This window comes from Caballeronia sp. LZ001 (assembly GCF_031450875.1).
In the GTDB taxonomy this organism is placed as follows: Bacteria; Pseudomonadota; Gammaproteobacteria; order Burkholderiales; family Burkholderiaceae; genus Caballeronia.
Genome location: NZ_JARTVX010000004.1, coordinates 1 through 21,937, shown reverse-complemented (window position 1 = coordinate 21,937; position 21,937 = coordinate 1). Strand labels below are relative to the sequence as shown.

Genomic DNA, 21,937 nt, shown 5'->3' with positions numbered 1-21,937 from the left:
GATGCAGCCAATAGTGCTAACCGTGCGCGTCCCTGTTGTCGGTCTCGTGACAGATCGCGGCATGCGCGGCCGCTACACGATCATGACGCAGAAAGCGCCGATCACAACGATGGTTCATGGCTTGCGCCGCGTGCGGCATCGCAATCCGAGCGGCCGAGGCGACGAGCAATACAAGGTCAACGCGCTGGCATTCATCCCAGTGGGATACCGCGGCTCGATCTCAAGATCAGATTGGGTCGATCACGAATACGCGTGGGTCGATTGCCTGTATGCCGATAACCGGAAATCACTTACCGCGTTTCGCGATAGCGGCGATCACACATGGATGGCGCCGGATGCGCCGATATCGGAAGGAAGCAAGGTATGACACCAGCAAGATTTCAAGCGGCGCTGAGCGGGCAATCTGCGATTGCGAAGAAAGTGCTGGAGATGGTGCCGAAGCAAGACGCATGGTCGCGCAACGAGATCGCGATGCATCTGCGGCGAGTGACGAAGAGCTCGCCTGATGTCGCGGTGCTCGATGGGTGCTTGCTTCGGTTGCAGGACGCTGGTTTGGTCCGCGAGAAGTTCAAGGGGCGCTTTCAGCGCGTGGAAGTAAGAGAAAAGGAGAGCATGGTGACCGTAGCAGCGAAACAAATCGAATCCAGCTCAGGGGGTAGCGTGCCGAGCCATTCGGTGCTCGACATTCTGTCCGCGCTTTCCGGTCGCGCGCGCAAGCTCGCCGGGGATCTGACGGAGCTAGCCTCTGACGTGGAGACCGCGGCGCTGACGATCGAACAGCAGCAAGCACAAGACAGCGCCGACCTGGAGAAGCTGCGTCAGTTTCACGCGCTTTTCAAAAGTCTCGCCTAGGAGCCGTCATGAAGACGCCGCATACATGCTGCGCACGGGGGGCCCGGGTTCGCATAGTACTTCGTAACGGAGAGGTGATCGTCGATCGCTTTGTCGAACGCACAGGCAAATTCATCGTGCTTGCCAAAAACCGGCTTCGCGGAGGTGAATTGAAGTCGTTCGGGATCTATAAAGAGGCGAGGCGGTGAGCTATCAGTTATTTCGTGTTGGAAAACGCTGGCACTACCGGTTCCAGGTGAACGGCGCGCGGGTGCAACGCAGCACACGCGAGAGCGTCAAGCACAAGGCCGAAGCCGTGGCGGCGCGCGCCTACCACGACGCCAAACTATGGTCGAGAGGACGCGAGCCGGTGCCGACGCTGCGGGAATTGTTCGTCAAATGGATTGCGGCCAACGAGCCGATTGTGAGCGGCGCGCACATTAAGTCGATGCGAACGGTCGCCCGTTTGCATTTGTACGGGCTCGGCGATGTTTCGGTCGATCAGTTGACGAACGGGGCCATTGAGCAGGCGCGTCTTGAGCATTTGCAGACGCACAGCCGGGCGAGCGCCAATCATTGGCTCAAGTCGATCAAGGTCGTGTGCAACTGGGCAGTTCGGCGCAACATCCTGCCGATGGTGCCGTGGTCGGTGAAGTTGATCAAGTTGCAGAAAAGGCCACGCACGACGTTGCCGGCGTCGATGGCTTCGAAGTGGTTGATCGAAGTGGATGCGGCGGCCGCTCGGCAGCCGGGCGTGTCGATCGCCGTGCGGTTGATGCTCGGATTGGGGCTGCGCGAAATGGAGACCATCACGGCGCGTTGGGAGTGGCTCGACTGGGAGCGCGGCACCTATACGCCAGGTCGGACCAAAGGGCGCGAGGCCGACCCCGTACCAGTGCCTCGATGGTTGCTTGACTATCTGCATCCGATACGCCACGCATGCGGACTGATCGTGACGCGCAAGAGCGGTGAGGCGTTCAAGGCGGGTTTTACGCGTCGAGCGATGTTCGCCGCAAACGCCGCATGTGAAGTGGTCGGGCTCACACCGCACCGACTGCGCGGCACGTTCGCCACGCTATTGAGCGAACAGGGTGTTCCCATCCAAACCATCCGGCGCGTGATGCGCCACAAGGATGCGCGTACGACGATGGTGTACCTGGAAGCTGACCTCGGCTCGGTTGTCGATGCGCAAGCACGATTAAGCGAACGAATGGGCTTGGTCGATCTCGCGAAACGCAAAGTAAGTGGCGAAAAAGTGGCGAAGAGCATCGCTCAAACCCTTGTCGTTACTGAGTTTGCAAATTCCTGTGAGTCATCCGCTCAAGGCGCAAAAAGCGGGACTAAGGTCATCATGAAACCATCGACATCATGAGCGCGTACACCTACATTGAGATGTCTTCTGTCCCGCGCCCGCTCTTGCAGATGGCCGTGCGACAAGTAGAAGGATTGCAGAGTTGGATCTCGTTTCCCGGCTGCCCATTCGCTGGAATCGAAGAAGAAGGTGAGGTCCAGTTCCCGTATCCGAGCAACCGCGAATTGCGCGAGCAGCTGGTCGCTTGGCTGGATCACTGGAACATTTCTTACGGCGTTGAGCAATAGCGCGATGAGGAGCGAGGCTATGAGTGAACATAGTTTGAATGAAGATGCGCGAAACGCGGCAGACGACAAGGTTCATCGTTGGGTCGCTTGGTGTCTGACACGCCGCATCTTCGCGCCGTATGTAAAGTCGAATGTGCTCGCGCGTCTGCAGCCCGCCCGTCGAGCAATGGCGCGCGAGCCGGACTCGTTTTTGGATCCCGAGATGCCGTTCTTCAATATGGCGATCCATGCGCTGTGCGAACAAGGCGGTAGCGCGCACGAGGCGGAGTGCTTCCTCGGGGTCTATTGGTATAACGCGAACATTAAGGCATTGGCCTACGAGCAGAAATGTGCGCGTGGCACAATCTATAACCGCGCCCGGCGGTTTGCGGTACGCGCCGAATCGCTTGGTAAATCAATCCGCCGGGCAAGTGAGAGCTTCATGTCCGAAAAGTGTTCAAGAATTATTGAACAAAATAGTTCTACTGCTGATTGAACACTTTCATATAAAATCGGCTCTTAATCGATAGGCTGCATCATTGTCTTTAAGGCCCGCATGGCTCAAACCATGTGGGCTTTTTTGCGTTGGTGCGCGTCTTGCGCGATAGCCTCGTTCGAGGCTAGTTCATCCATCTCTGTGTTGCAACCTGCGAATGGCGAGACTGAGGACCCTTAAGCCCCGACTGGGTAACGTGAAGGCCAATAGGCTCTCGTTGTTGGACGTGAAAGCTGGATCCACGGTGCGCATTCGCGGGCGCAGATGGATGACGACGCGCATGCGCATCGCCGCGCGTGACAACTTTTGCTGCGCGCGGTGCGGCCGATTGTGGAACGAGCATCTCGATCACGTCGATCACCGCGTTCCGCTCGAAGCTGGCGGCAGTAACGACGACGCCAATCTGCAGTTGCTCTGCGTTGACTGTCATGCGCGCAAGACGGCGGCGGAGGCTGCGGGGCGGTTTGGACGTTGAGCAAGTGTTTGGGGGGGAGGGGGTGTCGAAAGTCTGGTGGGTTCGAGGCTCGGACACCGAGCGTTCTCTCACGCGCACAAAATTTCCCCTTTTACGAGAGTTGCTAATGTCCCTAACGAATAAGCAACGGCTGTTCGTAGAGGCGTATCTGGTTGACGGAAAAGGGAAAAATGCCGCAGTCGCAGCCGGATACAGCCAACGTACCGCTAGCATCGAAGCTAATCGGTTGCTAAAGAACCCGCGGGTGTTAGCGGAGATCGAGCGTCGAAAAAAGTTGCTTGATCGTCCCGCGAAGGTCGATGCGAATTTGGCAAGTGTGGCCGCGGCCGCAGGGTTCGACATATCTAAAGCGGTCGCGACGCGCGACGCGCTGGAGTTTTTAATCGCGGTGTTTAATGATCCGATGACCGAGCCGAAATTACGCGTTGATTCGGCGAAAGCGGTTGTTCCGTATCAACACGCGAAAAAGGGCGAGGGCGGGAAGAAAGAGCTGCGTGATGAAGCCGCAAAGAAGGTCGCGAGCAAGTTTGCACCTGCCGCGCCGCCCAAGCTCGTCGCGGCAGGCGGCAAGAAGGTGTAAGTATGGAGTGGACGACAGCCTGTCCCGATTGGGAAGCTCGTTTGATCGACGGGAGGTCGATCATTCCGGCTCCGATTTTTCCTGATGAAGCAGAGCAGGCGCTGGCGATTTTCAAAGAGCTGCGCGTCGTCGATCTGCCGGGCAAACCGACGTTTGGCGAGTGTAGCGAGCAGTGGGTTTTCGACTTTGTCTCTGCTATTTTCGGAGCCTACGACGCGCAGAGCGGTGCGCAGTTAATCCGCGAGTTCTTTCTGCTTATCAGCAAAAAGAACACGAAGTCGACGATCGCTGCCGGGATCATGTTGACGGCCGTTATTCGCTGCTGGCGTGAAGAGGAAGAGCATCTGATCCTGGCGCCCACGAAGGAAGTCGCCGACAACAGCTTCAAACCGGCCGCCGGCATGGTTCGAGCCGATGATGAATTGTCGGCTTTGTTTCACGTGCAAGATCATGTTCGAACCATCACGCATCGCGTGACGCGTGCGTCGTTGAAGGTGGTGGCCGCTGATACGGACACCGTCTCGGGCAAGAAATCTGGACGTATTCTTATCGACGAGCACTGGCTTTTTGGCAAAAAGGCGAACGCTGAGAGCATGTTCATGGAAGCGACGGGTGGTCAGATCTCGCGCGACGAAGGGTGGGTTGTCATCCTGACGACGCAGAGCGACGAGCCGCCGGCGGGCGTCTTTCGCGAAAAGCTGAACTATCACCGCGACGTGCGCGACGGAAAGATCATCGATCGCAAGTCGCTCGGCGTGCTGTACGAGTTTCCTGCAAAGCTGATCGAATCGAAAGGCTATCTGGATCCGGCGAACTTCTACATCACAAACCCGAACGTTGGGCGCTCAGTCAGTGCCGAGTGGCTGGAGGATCAGTTGCGCAAGATCCGCCACAAGACGGATGGCAGCTTCCAGCAATTTGTTGCTAAGCATCTGAACGTCGAGATAGGCCTGAACTTGCGCTCCGATCGATGGGCGGGCGCAGACTTCTGGGAAAACGCTGCGCGCGCGCCTGGCATCACGCTTGAAGAGGTGATCGAGCGAAGCGAGGTGATTGACGTCGGAATTGACGGCGGCGGCCTAGATGACTTACTGGGGCTTGCTGTGATCGGGCGCGAAAGACAAACGCGCAACTGGCTTGTCTGGACGCACGCGTGGGCGCATCCGTCCGTCCTTGATCGTCGAAAGGAGATCGCGCCGCGGCTGCACGATTTCGAGGCTGCGGGTGACTTGACGATGGTCGCGCAGATCGGCGATGACGTGCGAGATGTTGCCGACATCGTTGCCACGATCTATCAGGCCGGCCTGCTCGACAAGGTCGGCGCTGACCCGGCCGGAATAGGCAGCGTGCTTGATGCACTCGCCGAGCTCGGTATTCCCGAAGACAAGGTGATTGGTATCTCACAGGGCTGGAAGCTCTCCGGCGCGATCAAAACCGCGGAGCGGCGCCTCGCTGTTGCGGCAAACACCAGAGTGAGCGCAGATGACGTTGTGCCTGACGGCGTGCTGATGCATGGCGGTCAGCCGTTAATGGCGTGGTGTGTAGGTAACGCGCGCGTCGTACCGGTCGGGAACGCTGTCAATATAACGAAGCAGGCCAGCGGATCAGCAAAGATCGATCCGTTGATGGCGTTGTTTAACGCTGTGACGCTGATGGCACTTAATCCCACAGCGTTGTACGGTGGTTCCGTTTATGACCAAGGGGTAGGCGTTTGAAGATAATCGGAATTGCTGGCTGGGTCGCTGGACTGGTTGGCTTTGGACTGCTTGTTTTCGGTGTCGCGCTTGTTAGTGTGCCAGCGGGATTTATCGTGGCGGGACTGCTCCTTCTGTTCTGGGCATACCTTGCCGACCGTGCCGCGGCTCGCATCGGGCAGGCGACGCAGGCAAAGGAGTAGGTAGTGTTTTTTAGCAAGCATCTATTGCCGAGCGTCGGTGTCTCGCAGACAGGTTTAGGCGGATGGATCTCGTCGCTTCTGGGTAGCGTGCGCTCCGACTCGGGCCAGATCGTTACCAAGCAAAGCGCGCTATCACTCACGGTGCTGCAGGCCTGCGTCACTTTGTTGGCCGAAAGCATTGCGCAGTTGCCGATCGAGCTGTATGAGCGATCTGGCGATGATCGGAAGCCAGCCGTTAATCACCCGTTGTATTCGATACTGAAGTACGAACCGAACTCGTGGCAAACCCCGTTCGAGTACCAAGAGCAGTCGCAGCTTGCCGTCGGACTCTGCGGCAATAGTTATAGCTTTATCGATCGCGATTGCGATGGGGTCGTTCGAGGGCTCTATCCCCTGCCGAGCGAATCGGTGGTAGTTAAGCGCGGTGGGGATCTCAAGCCAGTTTACATTGCCTTTGGCAGGGAGCCGATGCCCCAGCGCCTGATCCATCACGTTCGCTGGATCACGCTCGATAGTTATACAGGGCTGTCCCCAATCTTGCTCCATGCGAATGCGATTGGGCATTCTCAGGCGATACAGCAGTATGCGGGAAGGTCGTTTCTGAATGGCACTGTGCTCTCCGGCGTGATTGAGCGACCGAGTGCAAGCCCGCCCATCAAGGATCAAGCGGGTGTCGATCGCATTACCGACAGCTGGAACGCGAAGTTCGCAGGCTCCGGCAATGCAAAGAAGGTTGCGCTCCTGCAGGAGGGAATGACTTTTAAGCCGCTGTCGATGACTAACGTTGACGCGGCTTTGATCGATGCGTTGCGGCTTTCCGCGCTCGACATCGCGCGGATCTATAAGATTCCGGCGCACATGGTGAACGAACTTGAGCGGGCCACGTTCAGTAACATCGAGCACCAGGAGATTCAGTTTGTGATCTATACCTTGTTGCCATGGGTCAAGCGGCACGAACAGGCGAAAACGCGTGATTTGCTCCTGCCGTCCGAGCGCAAACGGTACTTCATCGAATACAACCTGGCAGGGCTGCTGCGGGGTGACCAGGCGTCGCGGTACGCAGCTTATGCGGTTGGGCGTCAATGGGGCTGGTTGTCAAGCAATGACATCCGGCGCTTGGAGAACATGCCGCCAGTGGATGGCGGCGATACCTATCTGAGCCCGCTCAATATGGTGGACGCATCCAAGCCGCTGCCCATGCCGCCGAGCGAAGCTCAGCCCACTAAAGCCCAAGTTGCAGACGTCGAAAGGATTCTGTTTTGAAGCCACATCTCAGACTCGCGAGCCTGATTTTCAATCAGCCGCAACTCGTTAGTGATCACATGATGTCGCTGGCGGTCCAATGGGCTAATCAGGCCCTGTATCTGAATATCGTGAATTTGAGCGTGCACGGCACGCAGCCGAAAGTCACCGACGACGGAGACTTTGGCGGCAGCGCGCAGATGGCGGCGGCATCCGAGCGCCGACGCACAGTGGTTGCCGATACTGGTCTGGACATCATTCCGGTCGCCGGCATCCTTGTATCGCGCTCCGCGCACATGAACCCGTGTGAGCCGATGACGAGCTATGAAGGACTGCGCGCGTCGCTGAACCAGGCTGTCAGCGATCCCGCGGTCGAGCACATCATTCTTGACATCGACAGCAACGGCGGCAGCGCGACGGGTGCGTTCGAGTTAGCCAACGACATCCGTGCTGCCACGAGAGTGAAGCCGATCACGTCGATCGTCAATTTCTCCGCGTTCTCGGGCGGCTACCTGATCGCGGCGGCCGCGTCGAACGTGATCGTCAGTCAGAGCTCTGGTGTCGGTTCGATCGGCGTAATCGCCAAGCATCTGGACATGTCCAAGCGCGACGAGCAGCAGGGCATCAAGGTTACCTCGGTGTTCGCTGGCGACCGCAAGAACGATCTTACGCCCCACGAGCCATTGAGTGACCAGTCACTCCAGCATCTAACTAGCGTAGTGCAAACAAACTACGCGCAATTCGTCGATGCAATCGCGAACTTCCGAGGCCTCACCACTCAGGCGGTCAAGGACACGCAGGCGGGAATTTTCTTTGGGAAGCAAGGAGTAGAGGCGGCACTGGCCGACAGTATCGAAACGCCTCAGTCTGCTGTGAATCGGATAGCCGCAGAGATACGAGCGTCGCGTGGCGAGCGCAAGGCGAGCACGGCTTCACGGCGAAGCGTTGCCGCGCAGGCCGCTGCGATGAGGATGCGAAGTACCTACTGACATACACGAGTTTCGCACGTCAGCGCGTTCGCGGCTGAACGAGTACTGCCGCCTTCAGGCGGCTTTTTTTGGAGATCGATCTTGAATATCAACGAACTTCGCCGCGAACGCGCGAACATTAACCAGCAGGTCCAAGCGCTTGCGGCGAGCGAAGCGGGAGGCGTTGCGCTGTCTGCCGAGCAACATGTCGAATTTGCTAGTTTGAGTACGAAGTTCAGCGAGATCACCGCACAGATCGAACGGGCAGAGATGGCCGAGCGCATGGCGGCCGCGGCGGCAGTTGCAATCGATCCGACGCCGGCAGCGGTGGCGAGCGGCGGGGCACCGAGCGTTCCGGCGCAGCCGAAGATGCCGGAGGTGAAAGGCGCGAAGGTGGCGCGTATGGTGCGCGCGCTGGCCGCAGCGCGTGGCGACACGCAGTTGGCTTCCAAGTTGGCGCTGGAGCGCGGTTTTGGTGAAGACGTCGCCATGTCGCTAAACACCCTCACCTCGAGTGCGGGTGGCGTCCTGGTGCCGACAAACCTCTCGAGCGAAGTGATCGAGTTGCTGCGTCCGAAGTCGGTTGTTCGCTACCTAGGAGCACGCACGCTGCCGCTGTCGAACGGCAACATTACGATTCCACGCTTAAAGGGCGGTGCTGTAGTCGGCTATATCGGCGCAGACACGGATATCCCGGCCGCACAACCGAAGTTCGACGACTTAAAGCTTACGGCGAAAAAGCTTGCCGCGCTGGTGCCGATCGCAAACGATCTGCTCAAGTATGCGGGCGTGAATCCAAATGTCGACCAGATCGTTGTTAGTGACTTGACCAGTGCTATCGGCTCTCGAGAGGATAAAGCATTCATTCTCGACGACGGAAATTCGAACACACCGAAGGGCCTCCGTCACTGGGCGGTTCAGACAAACAAGATCGCCGCAAGTGACGGGTCGTCCGTGCAGAAAGTCGACATCGACTTGAATAAGGTAATTCTGGCACTCGAGGGTGCGGACGCAAACATGATCACGCCGGGATGGATCATGGCGCCGCGCGTGTTCCGGTTTCTGACGAGCTTGCGCAACGAAACCGGTAATAGGGTCTATCCGGAGCTCGACAAGGGCATGTTGAAGGGTTATCCGGTCGGGCGGACGACGCAAGTTCCGATTATTGGCGATCCTGATGGCAAGCCGGCCGATAAGACCAATGCGTCGGAGGTCTACTTCGCTGACTTCGGCGACCTGTTCATCGGCGAAGAAGATTCGCTTGAGATCGACTACAGCAAGGAGGCCACCTACAAAGATTCGGATGGTCAGGTAGTCAGCGCTTTTCAACGTGACCAGACGTTGATCCGGGTGATCGCCAAGAACGACTTTGGTCCGCGCCACGTCGAATCTATTGCCGTGCTCATCGGCGTACGCTGGGGTTTGTAACAACCCTCGATGAGTTCACTCGCCGGTTAAACTGAATGGCCGCTTTGCTGCTTAAATACTTGGATGCCGAACCACTGACGTTCGAAGATGTCGCTGCGCAATGCCGAATTGACGACGAGGATGAGCGCGATTTCATTGAGCGAACTGTGATCCCAGGCGCGCGGCAGGCGGCGGAAAGTAAGTCGGGCGCTGCGATTCGCCACGCGCGGTACGTCGAGCGTTTTGCTAGCTTCCCGCGAGGCGAAATCCCGTTGTCAACTGGACAGGTCCTAACCGTCGAAAGCGTGCAATCGCGCATTGCTTCGGAAGAGTTGACAACTCTGGATAGCAATACCTATGAGGTTGTGCAGCTGGGTCGTGAGACGCTTCTCGCGCCCAAGGCCAATAGAGCCTGGCCCGATGCCAGTACGGTTTTGATCACCTACCAAGCGGGCATCGACCTGTCGCGCTATCCATCGGTGCGTTCGTGGATGCTTCTGGCGGCCGCATGGGCATATGACCATCGCGAACTGTATGCACGGGGACAAGCCATCGGCGAGATGCCAGGTGGCTATGCCGACGTGCTGCTCGCGCCGATTTGCGTGCCATCGAGATTTTGATGCCGGCAGGAGTGTTCAATCGGACCGTGCGCATCGAGCGCCGTGTACGAGATCCAAATCGTGAATCGATCGCGTGGGAGCTTGTCATTAAGACGCGCGCGTTTGTGATTATGCAAAGCGGCAAGGAGATCATTGCGGCCGATGCGCCCGTCAGCATCACGCGAGCAAGCGTGCGTATTCGGTATAGCCGGATAGCTTGCAAGGCCATCCGGCAGGGCATGTGCTTGACGGTTGATGGCCTCGTCATGCGCATTGAGCAAGTGCAGCCGGATGTTGCTCGGCGCGAGTACATCCAACTTATCTGCGTCACCGATGAGCGCCGGGAAAATCGTTCGTAATGCGCTCGCGCATCTGGCCGACGGGCGCGTGTTCGAAGACGTGGTGGATGACGATGTTCGCCCCCCGTGGATCGTTTATCAGATGGCCGGCGGACGTTTTCCCGTCGGTCTGAGCGGCAAACCTTTGGGCGTAATCCGAGCACGAGTGCAGATTTCCGTGTGGAGTACTACGTCTGAGGGTCGCGCGAAACTGATGCATCAAGTCGTCTCGGCGATCGTCAACCCTACGGTTGGCGCGGTGCCTCTAGGCGCACCTGAGGATGTCTTTGAACACGAGACCCGCCTCTTTGGAAGTCATCTTGATGTGAGTATCTGGGGCAAGTTTTATTAGAACGTGATGCAGGACCGCCGCGGCGATTTTTGAATAACGGAGTAAAGGCAATGGCAGAGAAAACCACGCCGGAAGATATTTTTCGCGCAGATAACGACTCAAATAAACAGCAGTCGACCGCAGTTCCATCGCAAGGCACCACGCTGGCGTATAAGGACGCAAGCGATGACAACGCTTCGTTTGCCGAAGTAGCAAATTTCACAGACATCTCAAGCTTCACGGGTTCGGCAAACCTGGTTGACGTCACGCGTTTGAATAGCACCGGTCGAGAGAAAAAGCGCGGTATGCAGGATTGGGGGCAAGTGACGCTCGCACTTCACGTGAATATGACCGAGAAGTCGCATCAGGCATTGTTCAACGCGAGAAAAAACGGAACGCTGCTTGAGTTTAAGCTCACTTTGTCGGAGGGAACGGAAATCAAGTTTAATGCGCATGTGAAGGATTTCCCGATCGCGGCGAAGGTCGATCAGATGCTGACCAGCTCCGTCAACCTGGAGGTGAGCGGCGAGATCGAGATTACGTTCGGTAAAAAGCCGAATTTACGGTAAGGCTCTATCTAACGTCAGTTTATCTCATTCGCAGAACCAATCTAAAGAGGCATGACATGCAACGAGAACAAATTTTATCGGCTCTTCAGCCCAATATCGTCGATGAGAACGTCGTGGCGCTCGGAGGTGAGCGAGTACGCTTTCGCGAGCTCACGGGCGCGGCGCGCGACGCGCTTTACGACAGCGTTAAAGATCGCGCTGGAAACAGCGCATTTGAAGCGACGCTGATCGCCGCCACCGTGGTTGATGAAGGAGGTGAGCCGCTGTTCAGCGGAGACGACATTGAAGCGCTTCGTGCGGGGCGCAAGCCGCTCCTCGAAGAACTCGCGCAGATCGCGATGCGGCTGAACGGTCTCGGTAACCGCGCCCAGGAGGAAGCCACAAAAAACTGAAAGCCAGCCCGCAGAAACTGATGTGGATGCGCATTGCCATGATATTGGGCATGTCGGTGCGGCGCGCCAAGCTCGAGGTGTTCAGTGCCGAATATTCGGATTGGGTGGCGCTGTTCGAACTCGAACCATGGGGCGGCCACATTGAAGATCTGCGGGCCGGCACACTTATGAGTCTGTTGTACAACATCCATCGTGGCAAGGAAGCACCGCTCGCGTCGGCGGCGGAGTTTACGCCTTGGTCTGGTTGGAGCCGCGAGCATTCAAAGCCTAGTGGGCGCAGCGCCGAGGAGATTGTGGCCGACACGTTTGGTGTCAATCTGGACGCAGCCAAACGCTCTGGCGCAAAGCGCCTCGTCGTGCGCAACGGGGAGGTGCTCGAGGGTGAGTAAAAACTATCGTGTTGAGAATCTTGAGACGTTGACTGAGATGTTCGCTAAGCTCGATGACGCGGTAAGTGAAAGCACGCTCCGCCAGGCGGCGGTGTGCGGCGCTCGCGTGATTCAAGAAGAAGCGAAACGGCGCGCGCCAGTAGGCGATCGCATCGGCAAGCGTTTCGGCCGACCCCATTCGCCTGGATTCCTGCGAGACCATCTTCTTATTGCATACGATCAAGAGGAATCAGTGCCCGGCAAGCTTGCCTCCTACATCGTCACCTGGAGCGCGGACGCCTTTTATGGGCGTTTTGTGGAACTGGGCAAGCGAAACGCAGTGCCGTTGACGAAGCGCACAGTCGCGCGCGGCATTCACGACATCGAGTTTGGTAGTTCGCGAACGCCTGCGCAGCCGTTCATGCGTCCCGCGTTCGACGCCAAGAAGTCAGAGGCAGCTCGAAAGATGGCTGAGGTCGTTGAGCAGAAGTTGAAGGAGGCAGGCTGTGGCTAATGAGGTCGTCACTCGTATCAGCGCCGATGCGTCTGGTTTCGAAGCAGGCATGGAGCGAGTGAAACGCGCGAGCAAGGGTTTCGTCGCTGATCAACAAGCAAGCGCGCGAACCTTCGAGGCTTGTCAGAAAGACATGGCCGTGAGCAGCTCGGTGGTTGCGCGTGCGTTAGAAGAGGCGGCCAGTAACGGCGCTGCGGCGAGCGTGCGTCAGGTCAACGCTGCGGTGAAGGGCTTTCAAAAGGTGGCCGAGACCGCGGGCAAGACGCGTTTCGATTTAATGCGATTGAAGGCAGCAAACCTTGGCATTGCTGCGTCTGCGGAGCCATTGATTGCGAAGGCTGAAGCTGCCTCGCGCGCCATGCATCATCTGGGAGCCGGGTCGGCCGCCGCTCGGCGCGAGTTGTTTGTGCTTGGACACGAAGCCATGCAAGGCACTTGGAAGAATTTCATGGGCTCGCTCATGGTGCTCGGCGAGCGCATCGATGTCTTGCCGATGCTGTGTGGGCCGGCTGGCATCGCCTTAGGCGCCCTGGGTGCAAGCGCGTACGTTGCCTATCATGCCATTCACGCACTGAGCGAGCAGCAAGAGAAGCTCGATCATGCGATGGTTCTTTCTGGCAACTATGCAGCGCTTACCCAGGGCAAGTTACTGGTCTACTCCGACACCCTCTCGGGTCGTGTAGGTGTTTCGACGAACGACGCGCGCCAGGCGTTGATGAGTCTCGCGCAATCCGGGCGCGTCGCTGCGGCAGATCTCTTGCAAGTTGCCGAGGGTGTGGCGGCCTATGCAAAGGTCTCGGGGCACTCGACAGAGGACGTAGTGCGTCAATTCGAGCAGTCGTATGGACATGCTGCTCAAGCCGCGCGGAATTGGGCTGACACGCACCACGACCTGAGCCGGGCGCAGATCGAGCAGATCCGTACAGTCGAACAATCCGGCGACAAAGCGGGCGCATGGGCGCAGTTCGTACAAGCGGCGAGCCAACGCGCGCGAGAAGCCGTCGTGTCCGACAACAAGGCAATGACGGATAGCTACGAGACGCTTGGCCAACGGTGGGAGCGTTTTTGGCGGGGCGTCACAGGCAAGGGAGATGAGCTCGCGAAGTTGCAGGATGCGATTGCTTCCCAGCGAGGCATGCTGTATGACGCCGACGCTAATCCGTTCGGGACGAACACGGAGGCGATCGAAAGGGAGATCGCGGCGCTTGAGCGCCGCAAGCATGCTCTGCTTGACCAAGCATCTAAAGCAGACTCGCACAAGAAGAGTGTCGACACGTTTGCATCCATGATGGCGCATCACGACGAAGAGATGAAGTCAGTGCGCTCGTGGAAGGAAAAGCTTGACGATGCGAACGCCAGCGCACGCGCAGCCAAAGATGCGATCCTGGGCGTCGCCAGAGCGGCCGGCAAGAGTCATCAGGAGCTTCGCGAGCTTGGGGCACGGCTCGATGCAGATCTGAAGAAGACGATTGCTCACAATGAGTCGCTCTACCATGCGCCAAAGGCCCAGGTCCGGGCGTCGCACACAGATGATGCCGCAAGGCGTTATCTCGACCGGCTTCGTGAGCAGGCTGCTGCGCTTCGGGCGCAGATGTCGACGACCGACAAGCTTAGCGACGCGCAAAAGGAGCTGGCGCGATTCAACGAGAAGATGGCCGCATTAAAGACGCACGCCGCGAATAGGGAAGAACAAAGTCTCGGGCACGCCCAATCAGCGATTCGATTACAGCTCGAGCGGAATATCGGCATGGAGAAAGAATTGAAGCTGCGCGAGGCGACAGCGAAGATCGCCGTGCAGGCGCTGCATGCGCGTGAGAGCCTGCGCGAGTACGGTGAGGAGCAAGCTGGCCGTTACGCGCGCGCGCTCATCGGGCGCGACGCGGATCCATTGCGCCGAGACGAGCAAGCTGATCTGAACGAAATCACGCGCAAGCACCAACGCGAGCTTGATGAGTTGCGAAGGAGCGCAAGCTCAGACGTATTAAACAGCGATGGGTATCGACGAGCGGTGGCGGATGTTCAAGCGAGTCTCGTCGCATCGATCGCGAACCATGACCGGTATTACGCGGAGCTCAGGAGGCACCAAACCGATTGGCTCGAAGGTGCAAACCACGGCATGGCGGAGTTCTTCAAGGACACGCAAGCTCACGCGGAAACTGCACGCCACGCGGTGGTCAACGTCATGAGCCGGATGGAAGACGCGGTGACGAAGTTCGTGACAACGGGCAAGCTCGGTGTGAGAGAGTTTGTCGCCAGCGCGCTCGCTGATCTGTCGAAACTTGCATTGCACCAGGCAATGGGCGGAATTCTTGCAAGTCTCATAGATTGGTCACCGACCACAGGGGTGGTTGCGCAGCTTCTGAAGCTACTGCCCCACCGCGCACAGGGCGGATCCATCTCCGGGCCGGGTACGGGCACAAGCGACAGCATTCCTGCGATGTTGTCCGACGGAGAGTACGTGGTGAACGCCGCCTCGGCACGTCAGCATCATGCGCTGCTCGAGGCAATCAATTCCAATCACTTGGCGCATTTCTCCTCGGGCGGCCTCGCGGGTGGGTCGAGCGCGGTCGCGGCACGATCGGAGGGCGCACAGGTTCACCTGGCTGTTCACCATCATGGAGGCTCGAGTCTAAGCGATCACGACCTTCGCGCGCTGCAGGAATGGGTGGGGGTGTTCTTCGACCAGAAGCTTGCGCGCAAGATGGGCGGCCAGGGCGGAGTCGGTTATTTGATGTCGCAGGGGTTGCTCGCGTGAGAGTCTCAGCTATGCATCGCACCTTTACCTGGTCACCTTCTGTTGATGCGGAGGGAACCACGCACTTTCGAGTGCGCACGGTGCAGTTCGGCGACGGCTACAGCCAGGCGGTGGCCGACGGCATGCGTAACGTCACGGAGTCGTGGCCGCTTCGGTTTGTTGGTGACGGGCAAGAAATCGGCGCAATCCGCGCGTTTCTTGATGCCACGCGCGGTACCGAAGCCTTTTACTGGACACCGCCATTACGCACGCGCGGTCTGTTCCGACTCGACGCTCAGCAAGGCGTGCAAACCCGCGCGCTCGGCGGCGATCTTTACGCATTAAGCGTGACATTCATGGAGGTCTTCGACGCATGAGTGAAGTGAGCAATACTGCACGTGCGGATGTGCAGCGACTGGAGCCGGGTGCGCTGATCAATTTATTCGAGCTCGATCTGACAAGCCGAGGCGGTGAAGTTCTGCGGTTTCACGCGCATCAGCATGGTGGCCTAATCAAATGGCAAGGGCAGCAGTATCACGCATTTCCCGTGCAGATTATGGGCTTCGGACGAACGGGGGACGCCGCACAACCCACGCCTACGCTGAGCGTCGCCAATCTCGACGGCGCGATTTCCAGACTATGCGAGCGATTTGCCGATCTCGTGGGCGCGCCGGTGCGGCGGCGCAGAACGCTTGCGCAGTATCTTGACGATAGCGCGCAAGCCGACCCGCATGCCGAGATGCCCGTCGAGGTGTGGCTAATTGAGCAAAAGACGCTTGAAACGGCGGCGGTGGTCGAATTCTCTTTGAGTTCACCCTTGGATCTGTCGGGGCGCAAACTGCCTGCACGCCAGATTATCAGTGCGGTGTGCCGATGGGAGTACCGCGGCGCTGAATGCGGTTATCGCGGAACGGATTTCTTCACGCGCAACAACATCAAGACGAAGAAGCCGGAAGAGGATAGGTGCGGTAAGCGATTGTCGAGTTGCCGAAAGCGCTTTAAGGACGTGCCGCTGCCTTTTGGCGGCTTTCCCGCTGCGGGCGCGGATGGCGCGCTTTCGCGAGGCGGATAGGTGATGCTTGCCGGGTGCACGCGTGCGGCAATTGAATCGCACGCGCTTGCGTGTTATCCAAACGAATCGTGCGGGCTAATCGTGAACGGCGATTACCTGCCGTGCGCCAATGTTTCGAATCTTCCGTCTGAGCACTTTTCCATTTCAGCGGCCGCCTATTCTTGCGCAGAAGATGTGGGGTCCGTGCAGGCCATCGTTCATTCGCATCCTGATGCGAGTGCTCTGCCAAGCCTTGATGACCTGTTGGCATGTGGGGCGTCAGGCGTTCCAGTGTGGTTTATTCAAAGCGTGCAGCGCGACCAGCACGGGGCCGTCCACGCTGGCCGCCTTCATCACATCACGGCGCAAGTAATCGCCCGAGCGACTGCCACAGCGCCGCTGATCGGCGCGCGCTTTGTGCACGGCGTGGACGATTGTTACGGCGTCGTGCGTCGTTATTATCACGCCGCACTTGGGCTGGAGTTGCCGGACTTCGAACGCGCCGGAAAGTGGTGGACCGATACTGCGTGCTCGCTGTATCTCGACAACTACGAAGCGGCGGGCTTCATCAGCCTGGGGTTCGACGCGCGTTTGCATACGGGCGACGTCTTACTTATGGCAATTGCGAGCCGATACGGCGTGCCCAACCACGCCGCGGTCTATCTTGGGAACGACGAGATACTGCATCACCTTTGGGGTCAGCTCTCGCGACGCGAGCTGCTGCCACGCTACCGCAAACACGTGACGCATGTGCTGCGTCATCGGGAGACACTCAATTGGAAGATGTAGTGCGCCCAATCAGGCTCTATGGGAGTCTGGGGGCCAAGTTCGGTCGCGACCACGCCTATGTTGTGCGTTCTCCTCGCGAAGCCTTGCGAGCGCTCAGCACGATGATTCCCGGATTCTGGCAGGAGCTCGTCAGAAGCGGCCAGCGGGGCGTGCGTTATGCGGTATTCGTGGGCCAACGCAATGTCGATAAGACGCAGCTCGATTGGCCCTCGGGCGGCGAGCCGATCCGCATCGCTCCGGTGATTGCGGGCAGTAAGGCCGGCGGGATATTCCAGACGATCGCAGGCGTGGCGCTTGCCGCCGCCGGGGCCGCCTCGATGTGGCTCATCCCGGGCAATAAATTTGGCATCGACATGATGCTCATGGGCGGCTCCTTGGCGCTGGGGGGAATTGCGCAGATGCTCTCGCCGCAGACGCCGACTCCGAGCCCGGTAAGTCAACACGGGATGCCAGGCATCCAGAACGTCGTCGCTCAAGGTGGTCCGGTGCCTTTGCTATACGGGCGCATGCGCGTTGGATCAACAGTGATCAGTGCGGACATCCAGGCCATCGATGCTCCGGCGCGTGCGGCCGAGCAGGACATTGCGCCGGTCGCGACGCAGACGTCAGGCGGCATTGAAGGGCAAGAGAAGACGGTTATCAACAGTCGCCTTTGCTGCACCATTGTCGATCTTATTTCGGAAGGAGAGATAGAGGGATTGGCCAACAACGTTGGTCCATTTCCCGCTAAAGCTGTTCAGCGTCGCTCTGTGTATCTGGACGGCGTTCGAGTCGAAAATGACGACGGGAGCTTGAATTTCGAAGTTGAAAAATTCGATTTTGTCGAGGGGAAGGTTCGGCAGGACTCCATCAAGTGGGTCACGGCGGCTTCAAGTGAGGTGCAAGTGGGCGTCGAGCTTCAGCGTCGTCTTGCCGACGATTATAAGGACGGAAAGAAGATCAAGGTTACGCAATTCACGCCCTGTAAGATCGAGGTCGCAGAGCCGGACGTGGATGAGGTGGATGTTACTGTCCGGGTAAATGATCTGTGGTGGGATTCGAATAAGGGGCACACCAACGCGACGATCAAACTTCAGTTCGCACCATCGTACGAACCGGCGAGCGAGAACGTTCCTGCGCCCGAACCAGAGATTAGAGAGATTACTGGCATCTGCCAGAGCTATTGCAAGACATTCACGTTTCCAGTAAAGCTGGTCGGAAGTGCGCGTTTTGTGCTGAAGATCTCGCGTGCGGACGAGATCAATCAAGATAAAAACCCCGGAAAGGAGCACGGTACGGCACATGTAGTGAGCTACACAAAAAAGCGAACCGGCGAGTTCAAATATCCCACTAGCGCAGTGGCGGCGATGCGCATCACCTCCGATAAATTCGACCGAATTCCAGCCCGCTCATACGACGTGAAGGGGTTGCTGGTTGAAGTACCGGACAACTACGATCCGGTCGACCGCAAGTACGGCGAGGAGTGGACCGGGAAGTTTAAGCGCGCGTGGACAGACAATCCGGCATGGATCTTTCGAGATCTCCTTCTCAATGGCCGCTACGGCGCTGGTGCCTGGCTGCGGGATTCCCATGTCGATCGCTTCGCGTTATATGCGATTGCGAAGTACTGCGACGAGAAGGTTCCAAGTAGTGGCGGCGGCACAGAGCGGCGGTTCACCTGCAATTGCTACATCACGACACGTTCGCACGCGTTCGCCTTGTTGCAACAGCTTGCGAGCGTATTTCGCGGCATTGCCTACTGGAGCGCGGGCAGTGTGCTGACGTCGGCAGACATGCCGTGCGATCCGGCATATATCTACAACCCGAGCAATGTAGTGGAAGGGGTGTTCAAGTACACCGGGAGCACGCTGAAGTCACGCTACACGGCCGTGATGGTCACATGGTGTGACCCGAACAATGGCTTTCAGCGCGCCGTCGAGAGCGTCGAAGACCTTGATGGCATCGCTCTATACGGTTACAACACGGCAGAAATCACAGCGTTTGGCTGTACCAGCCGATCGCAGGCGCAACGGGCTGGGCATTGGCTTCTTGAGACCTCGCGCTTGGAGACCGACACCGTGACATTCGGTGTCGGTCTGGATGGAGCGCTTGCGCTTCCAGGACAGGTGATCGAGATTGCCGATCCGTTGCGCTCGCAGCGTTCGATAGGTGGGCGAATTAAGGGTGTGACGGATACAGGCCGTGTGATCCTGGACCGGGAGGTCGAGGCCCTTCCTGGGAGTTACCTTACGTTGATGCTGCCGGATGCGCAGATTCAGCGCGTGGAAATTGAGAGTGCGCACGGCGCGGAGGTTACGCCTTGCAGGCCACTCTTGCAGACGCCGGTTTGTGATGCCGCATGGACGATTCAGCCGGCAGCCGAGGTACGGCAGTTGTATCGCGTGGTCAGCATATCTGAATCGCATGACGGAACGTCTTTCACGATCACGGCGACGCGGCACGCGCCAGAAAAGTTTGCGCTCGTCGACAATGCGGCGTCGACTGACATGACCGATCAAGCTTACGTGCCGATTGCCGCGCCAAGCGCGCCGCGCATTGAAGCACTCGCGGACTACGGTGCCAGAATGTCGGCCAAGATATCGTGGGGCGCGGTGGCCAGCGCCAAGCAGTATTTGATTGAATGGCATGAGCCGGGTCACGAAGTAAAGAAAGAACGGCTTGCAAACACGAAGTGCGAGTGGGTCGTGCACGACTTAAAGCCCGGCAACTACAAAGCGCGCGTTCAGGCCGAGGTGTGGGACGGTCGCTTGTCGGAGGTGGCTGAGGTGGGCCGGACGCTCAATGGATTGGTCTCAATCAAGGACCTGCGCCTGGGACGAGATCGTAGAGCGTTGAGGATCGACTGCGAGCTCGAAGGCGCAACGAACACACTGCAATGGCGCGTTGAGGTTCGCCTAGGTGAGACGGACAAGTTCACTGATGCCAGGGGCAACCTATACGGCGAAACTGGCTCCGCACGGATGCAGATACACGCGCGCCGTTCAGGATATTGCTGGGTCCGGGTGATCTATGCGATCCCCTCTCCATCTGGCGACTTCGATAGCCCTCATTCAAGCGCCTGGTTTCCGAGTGAAGTCGGGCCTGGCATGCGATACGAAATGGATTGACGCGATGAAAGCGAACGGGACCGGGTGGGATCTTTTACCTTGGAATAAAGGTTTCGACTATAAGAATCGCCGAACGGGCAAACTGATCCTCACGCAAACCGACAGTGAATTTCGAGATTCGCTGCGTGAGGCTGTTTCCAAAAAGCGTGATCTCAGCCATATCGACTTGGGTAGAACAACAATATTTAGTGGCGCTCCGCTATCAAATTCGCAGCTGCGCGCAGCGCGCCTGGCCGACGCAAATTTGGTGGGGGCGAATCTGGAACGAGCTACGATTGAGCAAGCCGATATGCGCAGTGCCGATCTAGAGGAGGCAGTGCTCGTTGGCGCGCAATTGAGCGGTTCCGTTCTGTGCGGCGCTAATTTGGTCAATGCCAAGATGGCTGGGGCTGTATTGCGTGGCGCGGATTTGACGGGCGCTAACTTGTACGGCGCTGACTTGAAAGGGGCTGATTTGCGCGATTGCAACCTGAGCGGCGCGATGCTTGAGGGCGCGAACCTCGACGGCGCAATTCGCAGCGACACGTCATGGAAGGGTGGTACTGAGATCAAAAACCGTCATACCGGCGCGGTCATACTGACCACGCAGAGCGACAACCTTGCTGACGATCTCAGTCATGCCGCGAACAGGAATTTAAGTCACGCAGATCTTGGCGGCGAGCATCGGGGCAGTGCGCCGCTCGTGAATGTGAAGCTCGCGAACGCCTCGCTTTGCGATGTCGACTTCACTGGAGCAAAGCTCACATGCGCGGACCTAAGTCGGGCCGATATGCGGGGTGCGATTCTTGTGCGAGCTGCGCTTGAGGGCGCGAATCTGAGCGGAGCATGTCTGCGCAGCGCGGACCTGTCCGAAGCTGACTTGCGCGGAGCGGACCTAAGCGGCGCGGACCTGGACGGAGCGCGTTTTGAAAAAGCGAAGCTTCGGGGAGCGGACCTAGCAGGTACGAATCTACGCGGTGCGCACATGGAAGGCGTTGTGCGATAGCGATCAACGTTCACAAATCTCTTAGCGGGAAATCCAATGAAAGACGAGTGGGGCGCCAGCGCGGCGAAGGCCGCGCCCGTGGCGGGCGGAAACTTTTGGTTGTGGCTGAGCAGTCACGACATCAACTGGTGGGTCGCGGTGGCGACGCTTGCCTATATTGGCGCAAGTTTCGTGTTCGCCTGGAGAAAAGACCGGCGCGATCAACGCGCGCGCGAACGCGAGTCGGCTCACGCTTGATTTGCCTGAACATGAATGACGCCCCGTTTGCTATCGGCAGGCGGGGCTTCGTTGTTTCTGGAGAACATTGAATGGCAAACCTTGGGAAAGCAGCGCTCGCGGGCATAGTTGGCACCGTAGCTGCAACCACGCTGTATTGCATCGTGCCTCGCTTCGAAGGGGTTGTGCATCGCGGTTACCTCGACCCTGTAGGTGTTGCAACGAAATGCAGCGGCGACACGCACGACGTCGTTGTCGGCCAGTCGTACAGTCCAGACGAGTGCTGGGAGTCGTTAAACCGCCAACTTATGACCCATGCCGATGATGTGCTTCGATGCACGCCGAGCCTCAAGGACCATCCTAACCAACTCGCGGCCGCGGTGAGTTTTGCCTACAACATAGGCAGTCGCAACTATTGCGCGAGCGCGACTGCAAAGCGATTCAATGAGCACGATTGGAAGAGCATTGCC

The 21,937-nt window shown here is 58.3% G+C and carries 26 protein-coding genes; all 26 read left to right on the top strand.

What is annotated here, in order from left to right:
* The first annotated feature begins 1 nt into the window (after nt 1).
* Nucleotides 2-367, top strand: coding sequence for a hypothetical protein (locus tag P9292_RS10240; RefSeq protein ID WP_309854190.1), 366 nt, complete (start codon nt 2-4; stop codon nt 365-367).
* Nucleotides 364-852 carry a hypothetical protein gene (locus P9292_RS10235; RefSeq protein ID WP_309854187.1) on the top strand — a complete coding sequence of 163 codons (489 nt, stop codon included), beginning with the start codon at nt 364-366 and terminating at the stop codon, nt 850-852. The genes P9292_RS10240 and P9292_RS10235 overlap by 4 nt, the downstream gene beginning before the upstream one ends.
* Nucleotides 853-1,036: 184 nt before the next feature.
* Nucleotides 1,037-2,203 (top strand): tyrosine-type recombinase/integrase, encoded by a 1,167-nt coding sequence (locus P9292_RS10230; RefSeq protein ID WP_309958774.1) that lies wholly within the window; start codon nt 1,037-1,039, stop codon nt 2,201-2,203.
* Entirely contained in the window at nt 2,200-2,430 is a 231-nt protein-coding gene (locus tag P9292_RS10225) for a hypothetical protein (RefSeq protein ID WP_309936379.1), read from the top strand. Before P9292_RS10230 ends, P9292_RS10225 begins: the two co-directional genes overlap by 4 nt.
* A 19-nt stretch (nt 2,431-2,449) precedes the next feature.
* Nucleotides 2,450-2,905: a hypothetical protein gene (locus P9292_RS10220; RefSeq protein WP_309853338.1), complete on the top strand. Its 456-nt coding sequence runs from the start codon at nt 2,450-2,452 to the stop codon at nt 2,903-2,905.
* Between the two features lie 226 nt (nt 2,906-3,131).
* On the top strand, nt 3,132-3,380 hold the full coding sequence (locus P9292_RS10215; protein ID WP_309958773.1) for an HNH endonuclease signature motif containing protein: 249 nt from the start codon (nt 3,132-3,134) through the stop codon (nt 3,378-3,380).
* Nucleotides 3,381-3,486: 106 nt separating this feature from the next.
* The gene (locus tag P9292_RS10210) at nt 3,487-3,960 is read left to right on the top strand and encodes a terminase small subunit (protein WP_309853957.1); all 474 of its coding nucleotides are present in this window, start codon (nt 3,487-3,489) and stop codon (nt 3,958-3,960) included.
* Nucleotides 3,961-3,962: 2 nt separating this feature from the next.
* On the top strand, nt 3,963-5,675 hold the full coding sequence (locus P9292_RS10205) for a terminase large subunit (RefSeq protein ID WP_309853954.1): 1,713 nt from the start codon (nt 3,963-3,965) through the stop codon (nt 5,673-5,675).
* Nucleotides 5,676-5,860: 185 nt separating this feature from the next.
* The gene (locus P9292_RS10200) at nt 5,861-7,120 is read left to right on the top strand and encodes a phage portal protein (RefSeq protein WP_309853950.1); all 1,260 of its coding nucleotides are present in this window, start codon (nt 5,861-5,863) and stop codon (nt 7,118-7,120) included.
* Nucleotides 7,117-8,088 (top strand): S49 family peptidase, encoded by a 972-nt coding sequence (locus P9292_RS10195; protein ID WP_309958772.1) that lies wholly within the window; start codon nt 7,117-7,119, stop codon nt 8,086-8,088. The genes P9292_RS10200 and P9292_RS10195 overlap by 4 nt, the downstream gene beginning before the upstream one ends.
* A gap of 81 nt (nt 8,089-8,169) precedes the next feature.
* Nucleotides 8,170-9,495: a phage major capsid protein gene (locus P9292_RS10190; protein ID WP_309853944.1), complete on the top strand. Its 1,326-nt coding sequence runs from the start codon at nt 8,170-8,172 to the stop codon at nt 9,493-9,495.
* Between the two features lie 35 nt (nt 9,496-9,530).
* Nucleotides 9,531-10,094 carry a hypothetical protein gene (locus P9292_RS10185; RefSeq protein ID WP_309853941.1) on the top strand — a complete coding sequence of 188 codons (564 nt, stop codon included), beginning with the start codon at nt 9,531-9,533 and terminating at the stop codon, nt 10,092-10,094.
* Nucleotides 10,094-10,432, top strand: a complete 339-nt coding sequence (locus P9292_RS10180) for a phage head closure protein (protein WP_309853938.1) — start codon at nt 10,094-10,096, stop codon at nt 10,430-10,432. The genes P9292_RS10185 and P9292_RS10180 overlap by 1 nt, the downstream gene beginning before the upstream one ends.
* Entirely contained in the window at nt 10,407-10,763 is a 357-nt protein-coding gene (locus tag P9292_RS10175) for a DUF3168 domain-containing protein (RefSeq protein WP_309853935.1), read from the top strand. The genes P9292_RS10180 and P9292_RS10175 overlap by 26 nt, the downstream gene beginning before the upstream one ends.
* Before the next feature lie 50 nt (nt 10,764-10,813).
* On the top strand, nt 10,814-11,311 hold the full coding sequence (locus P9292_RS10170; RefSeq protein ID WP_309853932.1) for a phage tail tube protein: 498 nt from the start codon (nt 10,814-10,816) through the stop codon (nt 11,309-11,311).
* 56 nt (nt 11,312-11,367) lie between these two features.
* Nucleotides 11,368-11,703, top strand: a complete 336-nt coding sequence (locus P9292_RS10165; protein WP_250464089.1) for a hypothetical protein — start codon at nt 11,368-11,370, stop codon at nt 11,701-11,703.
* A gap of 20 nt (nt 11,704-11,723) precedes the next feature.
* Nucleotides 11,724-12,092, top strand: a complete 369-nt coding sequence (locus P9292_RS10160; protein WP_309853927.1) for a hypothetical protein — start codon at nt 11,724-11,726, stop codon at nt 12,090-12,092.
* Nucleotides 12,085-12,585: an HK97-gp10 family putative phage morphogenesis protein gene (locus P9292_RS10155; protein ID WP_309853924.1), complete on the top strand. Its 501-nt coding sequence runs from the start codon at nt 12,085-12,087 to the stop codon at nt 12,583-12,585. The genes P9292_RS10160 and P9292_RS10155 overlap by 8 nt, the downstream gene beginning before the upstream one ends.
* A gap of 202 nt (nt 12,586-12,787) precedes the next feature.
* Nucleotides 12,788-15,340 (top strand): phage tail length tape measure family protein, encoded by a 2,553-nt coding sequence (locus tag P9292_RS10150; RefSeq protein WP_309958771.1) that lies wholly within the window; start codon nt 12,788-12,790, stop codon nt 15,338-15,340.
* A gap of 11 nt (nt 15,341-15,351) precedes the next feature.
* Nucleotides 15,352-15,696 (top strand): phage tail protein, encoded by a 345-nt coding sequence (locus P9292_RS10145; RefSeq protein ID WP_309936390.1) that lies wholly within the window; start codon nt 15,352-15,354, stop codon nt 15,694-15,696.
* On the top strand, nt 15,693-16,391 hold the full coding sequence (locus P9292_RS10140; protein ID WP_309936391.1) for a phage minor tail protein L: 699 nt from the start codon (nt 15,693-15,695) through the stop codon (nt 16,389-16,391). The genes P9292_RS10145 and P9292_RS10140 overlap by 4 nt, the downstream gene beginning before the upstream one ends.
* Before the next feature lie 3 nt (nt 16,392-16,394).
* A complete protein-coding gene (locus tag P9292_RS10135; RefSeq protein ID WP_309958770.1) occupies nt 16,395-17,159 on the top strand; it encodes a Mov34/MPN/PAD-1 family protein in 765 nt (254 codons plus the stop codon).
* On the top strand, nt 17,147-20,266 hold the full coding sequence (locus tag P9292_RS10130) for a phage tail protein (protein WP_309958769.1): 3,120 nt from the start codon (nt 17,147-17,149) through the stop codon (nt 20,264-20,266). Before P9292_RS10135 ends, P9292_RS10130 begins: the two co-directional genes overlap by 13 nt.
* A 4-nt stretch (nt 20,267-20,270) precedes the next feature.
* Entirely contained in the window at nt 20,271-21,251 is a 981-nt protein-coding gene (locus tag P9292_RS10125; RefSeq protein ID WP_309958768.1) for a pentapeptide repeat-containing protein, read from the top strand.
* Between the two features lie 36 nt (nt 21,252-21,287).
* Nucleotides 21,288-21,488, top strand: coding sequence for a hypothetical protein (locus tag P9292_RS10120; RefSeq protein ID WP_309958767.1), 201 nt, complete (start codon nt 21,288-21,290; stop codon nt 21,486-21,488).
* A 71-nt stretch (nt 21,489-21,559) separates the two neighbouring features.
* A partial coding sequence (locus tag P9292_RS10115) for a glycoside hydrolase family protein (protein ID WP_309958766.1) occupies nt 21,560-21,937 on the top strand: 378 nt, incomplete at its 3' end.

What these genes read in the sequence shown, in the direction of transcription:
- P9292_RS10205 (WP_309853954.1), top strand. Translation starts at nt 3,963, where the DNA reads ATGGAGTGGACGACAGCCTGTCCCGATTGGGAAGCTCGTTTGATCGAC.
- P9292_RS10125 (WP_309958768.1), top strand. Translation starts at nt 20,271, where the DNA reads ATGAAAGCGAACGGGACCGGGTGGGATCTTTTACCTTGGAATAAAGGT.
- P9292_RS10165 (WP_250464089.1), top strand. Translation starts at nt 11,368, where the DNA reads ATGCAACGAGAACAAATTTTATCGGCTCTTCAGCCCAATATCGTCGAT.
- P9292_RS10120 (WP_309958767.1), top strand. Translation starts at nt 21,288, where the DNA reads ATGAAAGACGAGTGGGGCGCCAGCGCGGCGAAGGCCGCGCCCGTGGCG.
- P9292_RS10140 (WP_309936391.1), top strand. Translation starts at nt 15,693, where the DNA reads ATGAGTGAAGTGAGCAATACTGCACGTGCGGATGTGCAGCGACTGGAG.
- P9292_RS10170 (WP_309853932.1), top strand. Translation starts at nt 10,814, where the DNA reads ATGGCAGAGAAAACCACGCCGGAAGATATTTTTCGCGCAGATAACGAC.
- P9292_RS10225 (WP_309936379.1), top strand. Translation starts at nt 2,200, where the DNA reads ATGAGCGCGTACACCTACATTGAGATGTCTTCTGTCCCGCGCCCGCTC.
- P9292_RS10240 (WP_309854190.1), top strand. Translation starts at nt 2, where the DNA reads ATGCAGCCAATAGTGCTAACCGTGCGCGTCCCTGTTGTCGGTCTCGTG.
- P9292_RS10185 (WP_309853941.1), top strand. Translation starts at nt 9,531, where the DNA reads ATGGCCGCTTTGCTGCTTAAATACTTGGATGCCGAACCACTGACGTTC.
- P9292_RS10175 (WP_309853935.1), top strand. Translation starts at nt 10,407, where the DNA reads ATGAGCGCCGGGAAAATCGTTCGTAATGCGCTCGCGCATCTGGCCGAC.
- P9292_RS10235 (WP_309854187.1), top strand. Translation starts at nt 364, where the DNA reads ATGACACCAGCAAGATTTCAAGCGGCGCTGAGCGGGCAATCTGCGATT.
- P9292_RS10220 (WP_309853338.1), top strand. Translation starts at nt 2,450, where the DNA reads ATGAGTGAACATAGTTTGAATGAAGATGCGCGAAACGCGGCAGACGAC.
- P9292_RS10180 (WP_309853938.1), top strand. Translation starts at nt 10,094, where the DNA reads ATGCCGGCAGGAGTGTTCAATCGGACCGTGCGCATCGAGCGCCGTGTA.
- P9292_RS10145 (WP_309936390.1), top strand. Translation starts at nt 15,352, where the DNA reads ATGCATCGCACCTTTACCTGGTCACCTTCTGTTGATGCGGAGGGAACC.
- P9292_RS10160 (WP_309853927.1), top strand. Translation starts at nt 11,724, where the DNA reads ATGTGGATGCGCATTGCCATGATATTGGGCATGTCGGTGCGGCGCGCC.
- P9292_RS10135 (WP_309958770.1), top strand. Translation starts at nt 16,395, where the DNA reads ATGCTTGCCGGGTGCACGCGTGCGGCAATTGAATCGCACGCGCTTGCG.
- P9292_RS10210 (WP_309853957.1), top strand. Translation starts at nt 3,487, where the DNA reads ATGTCCCTAACGAATAAGCAACGGCTGTTCGTAGAGGCGTATCTGGTT.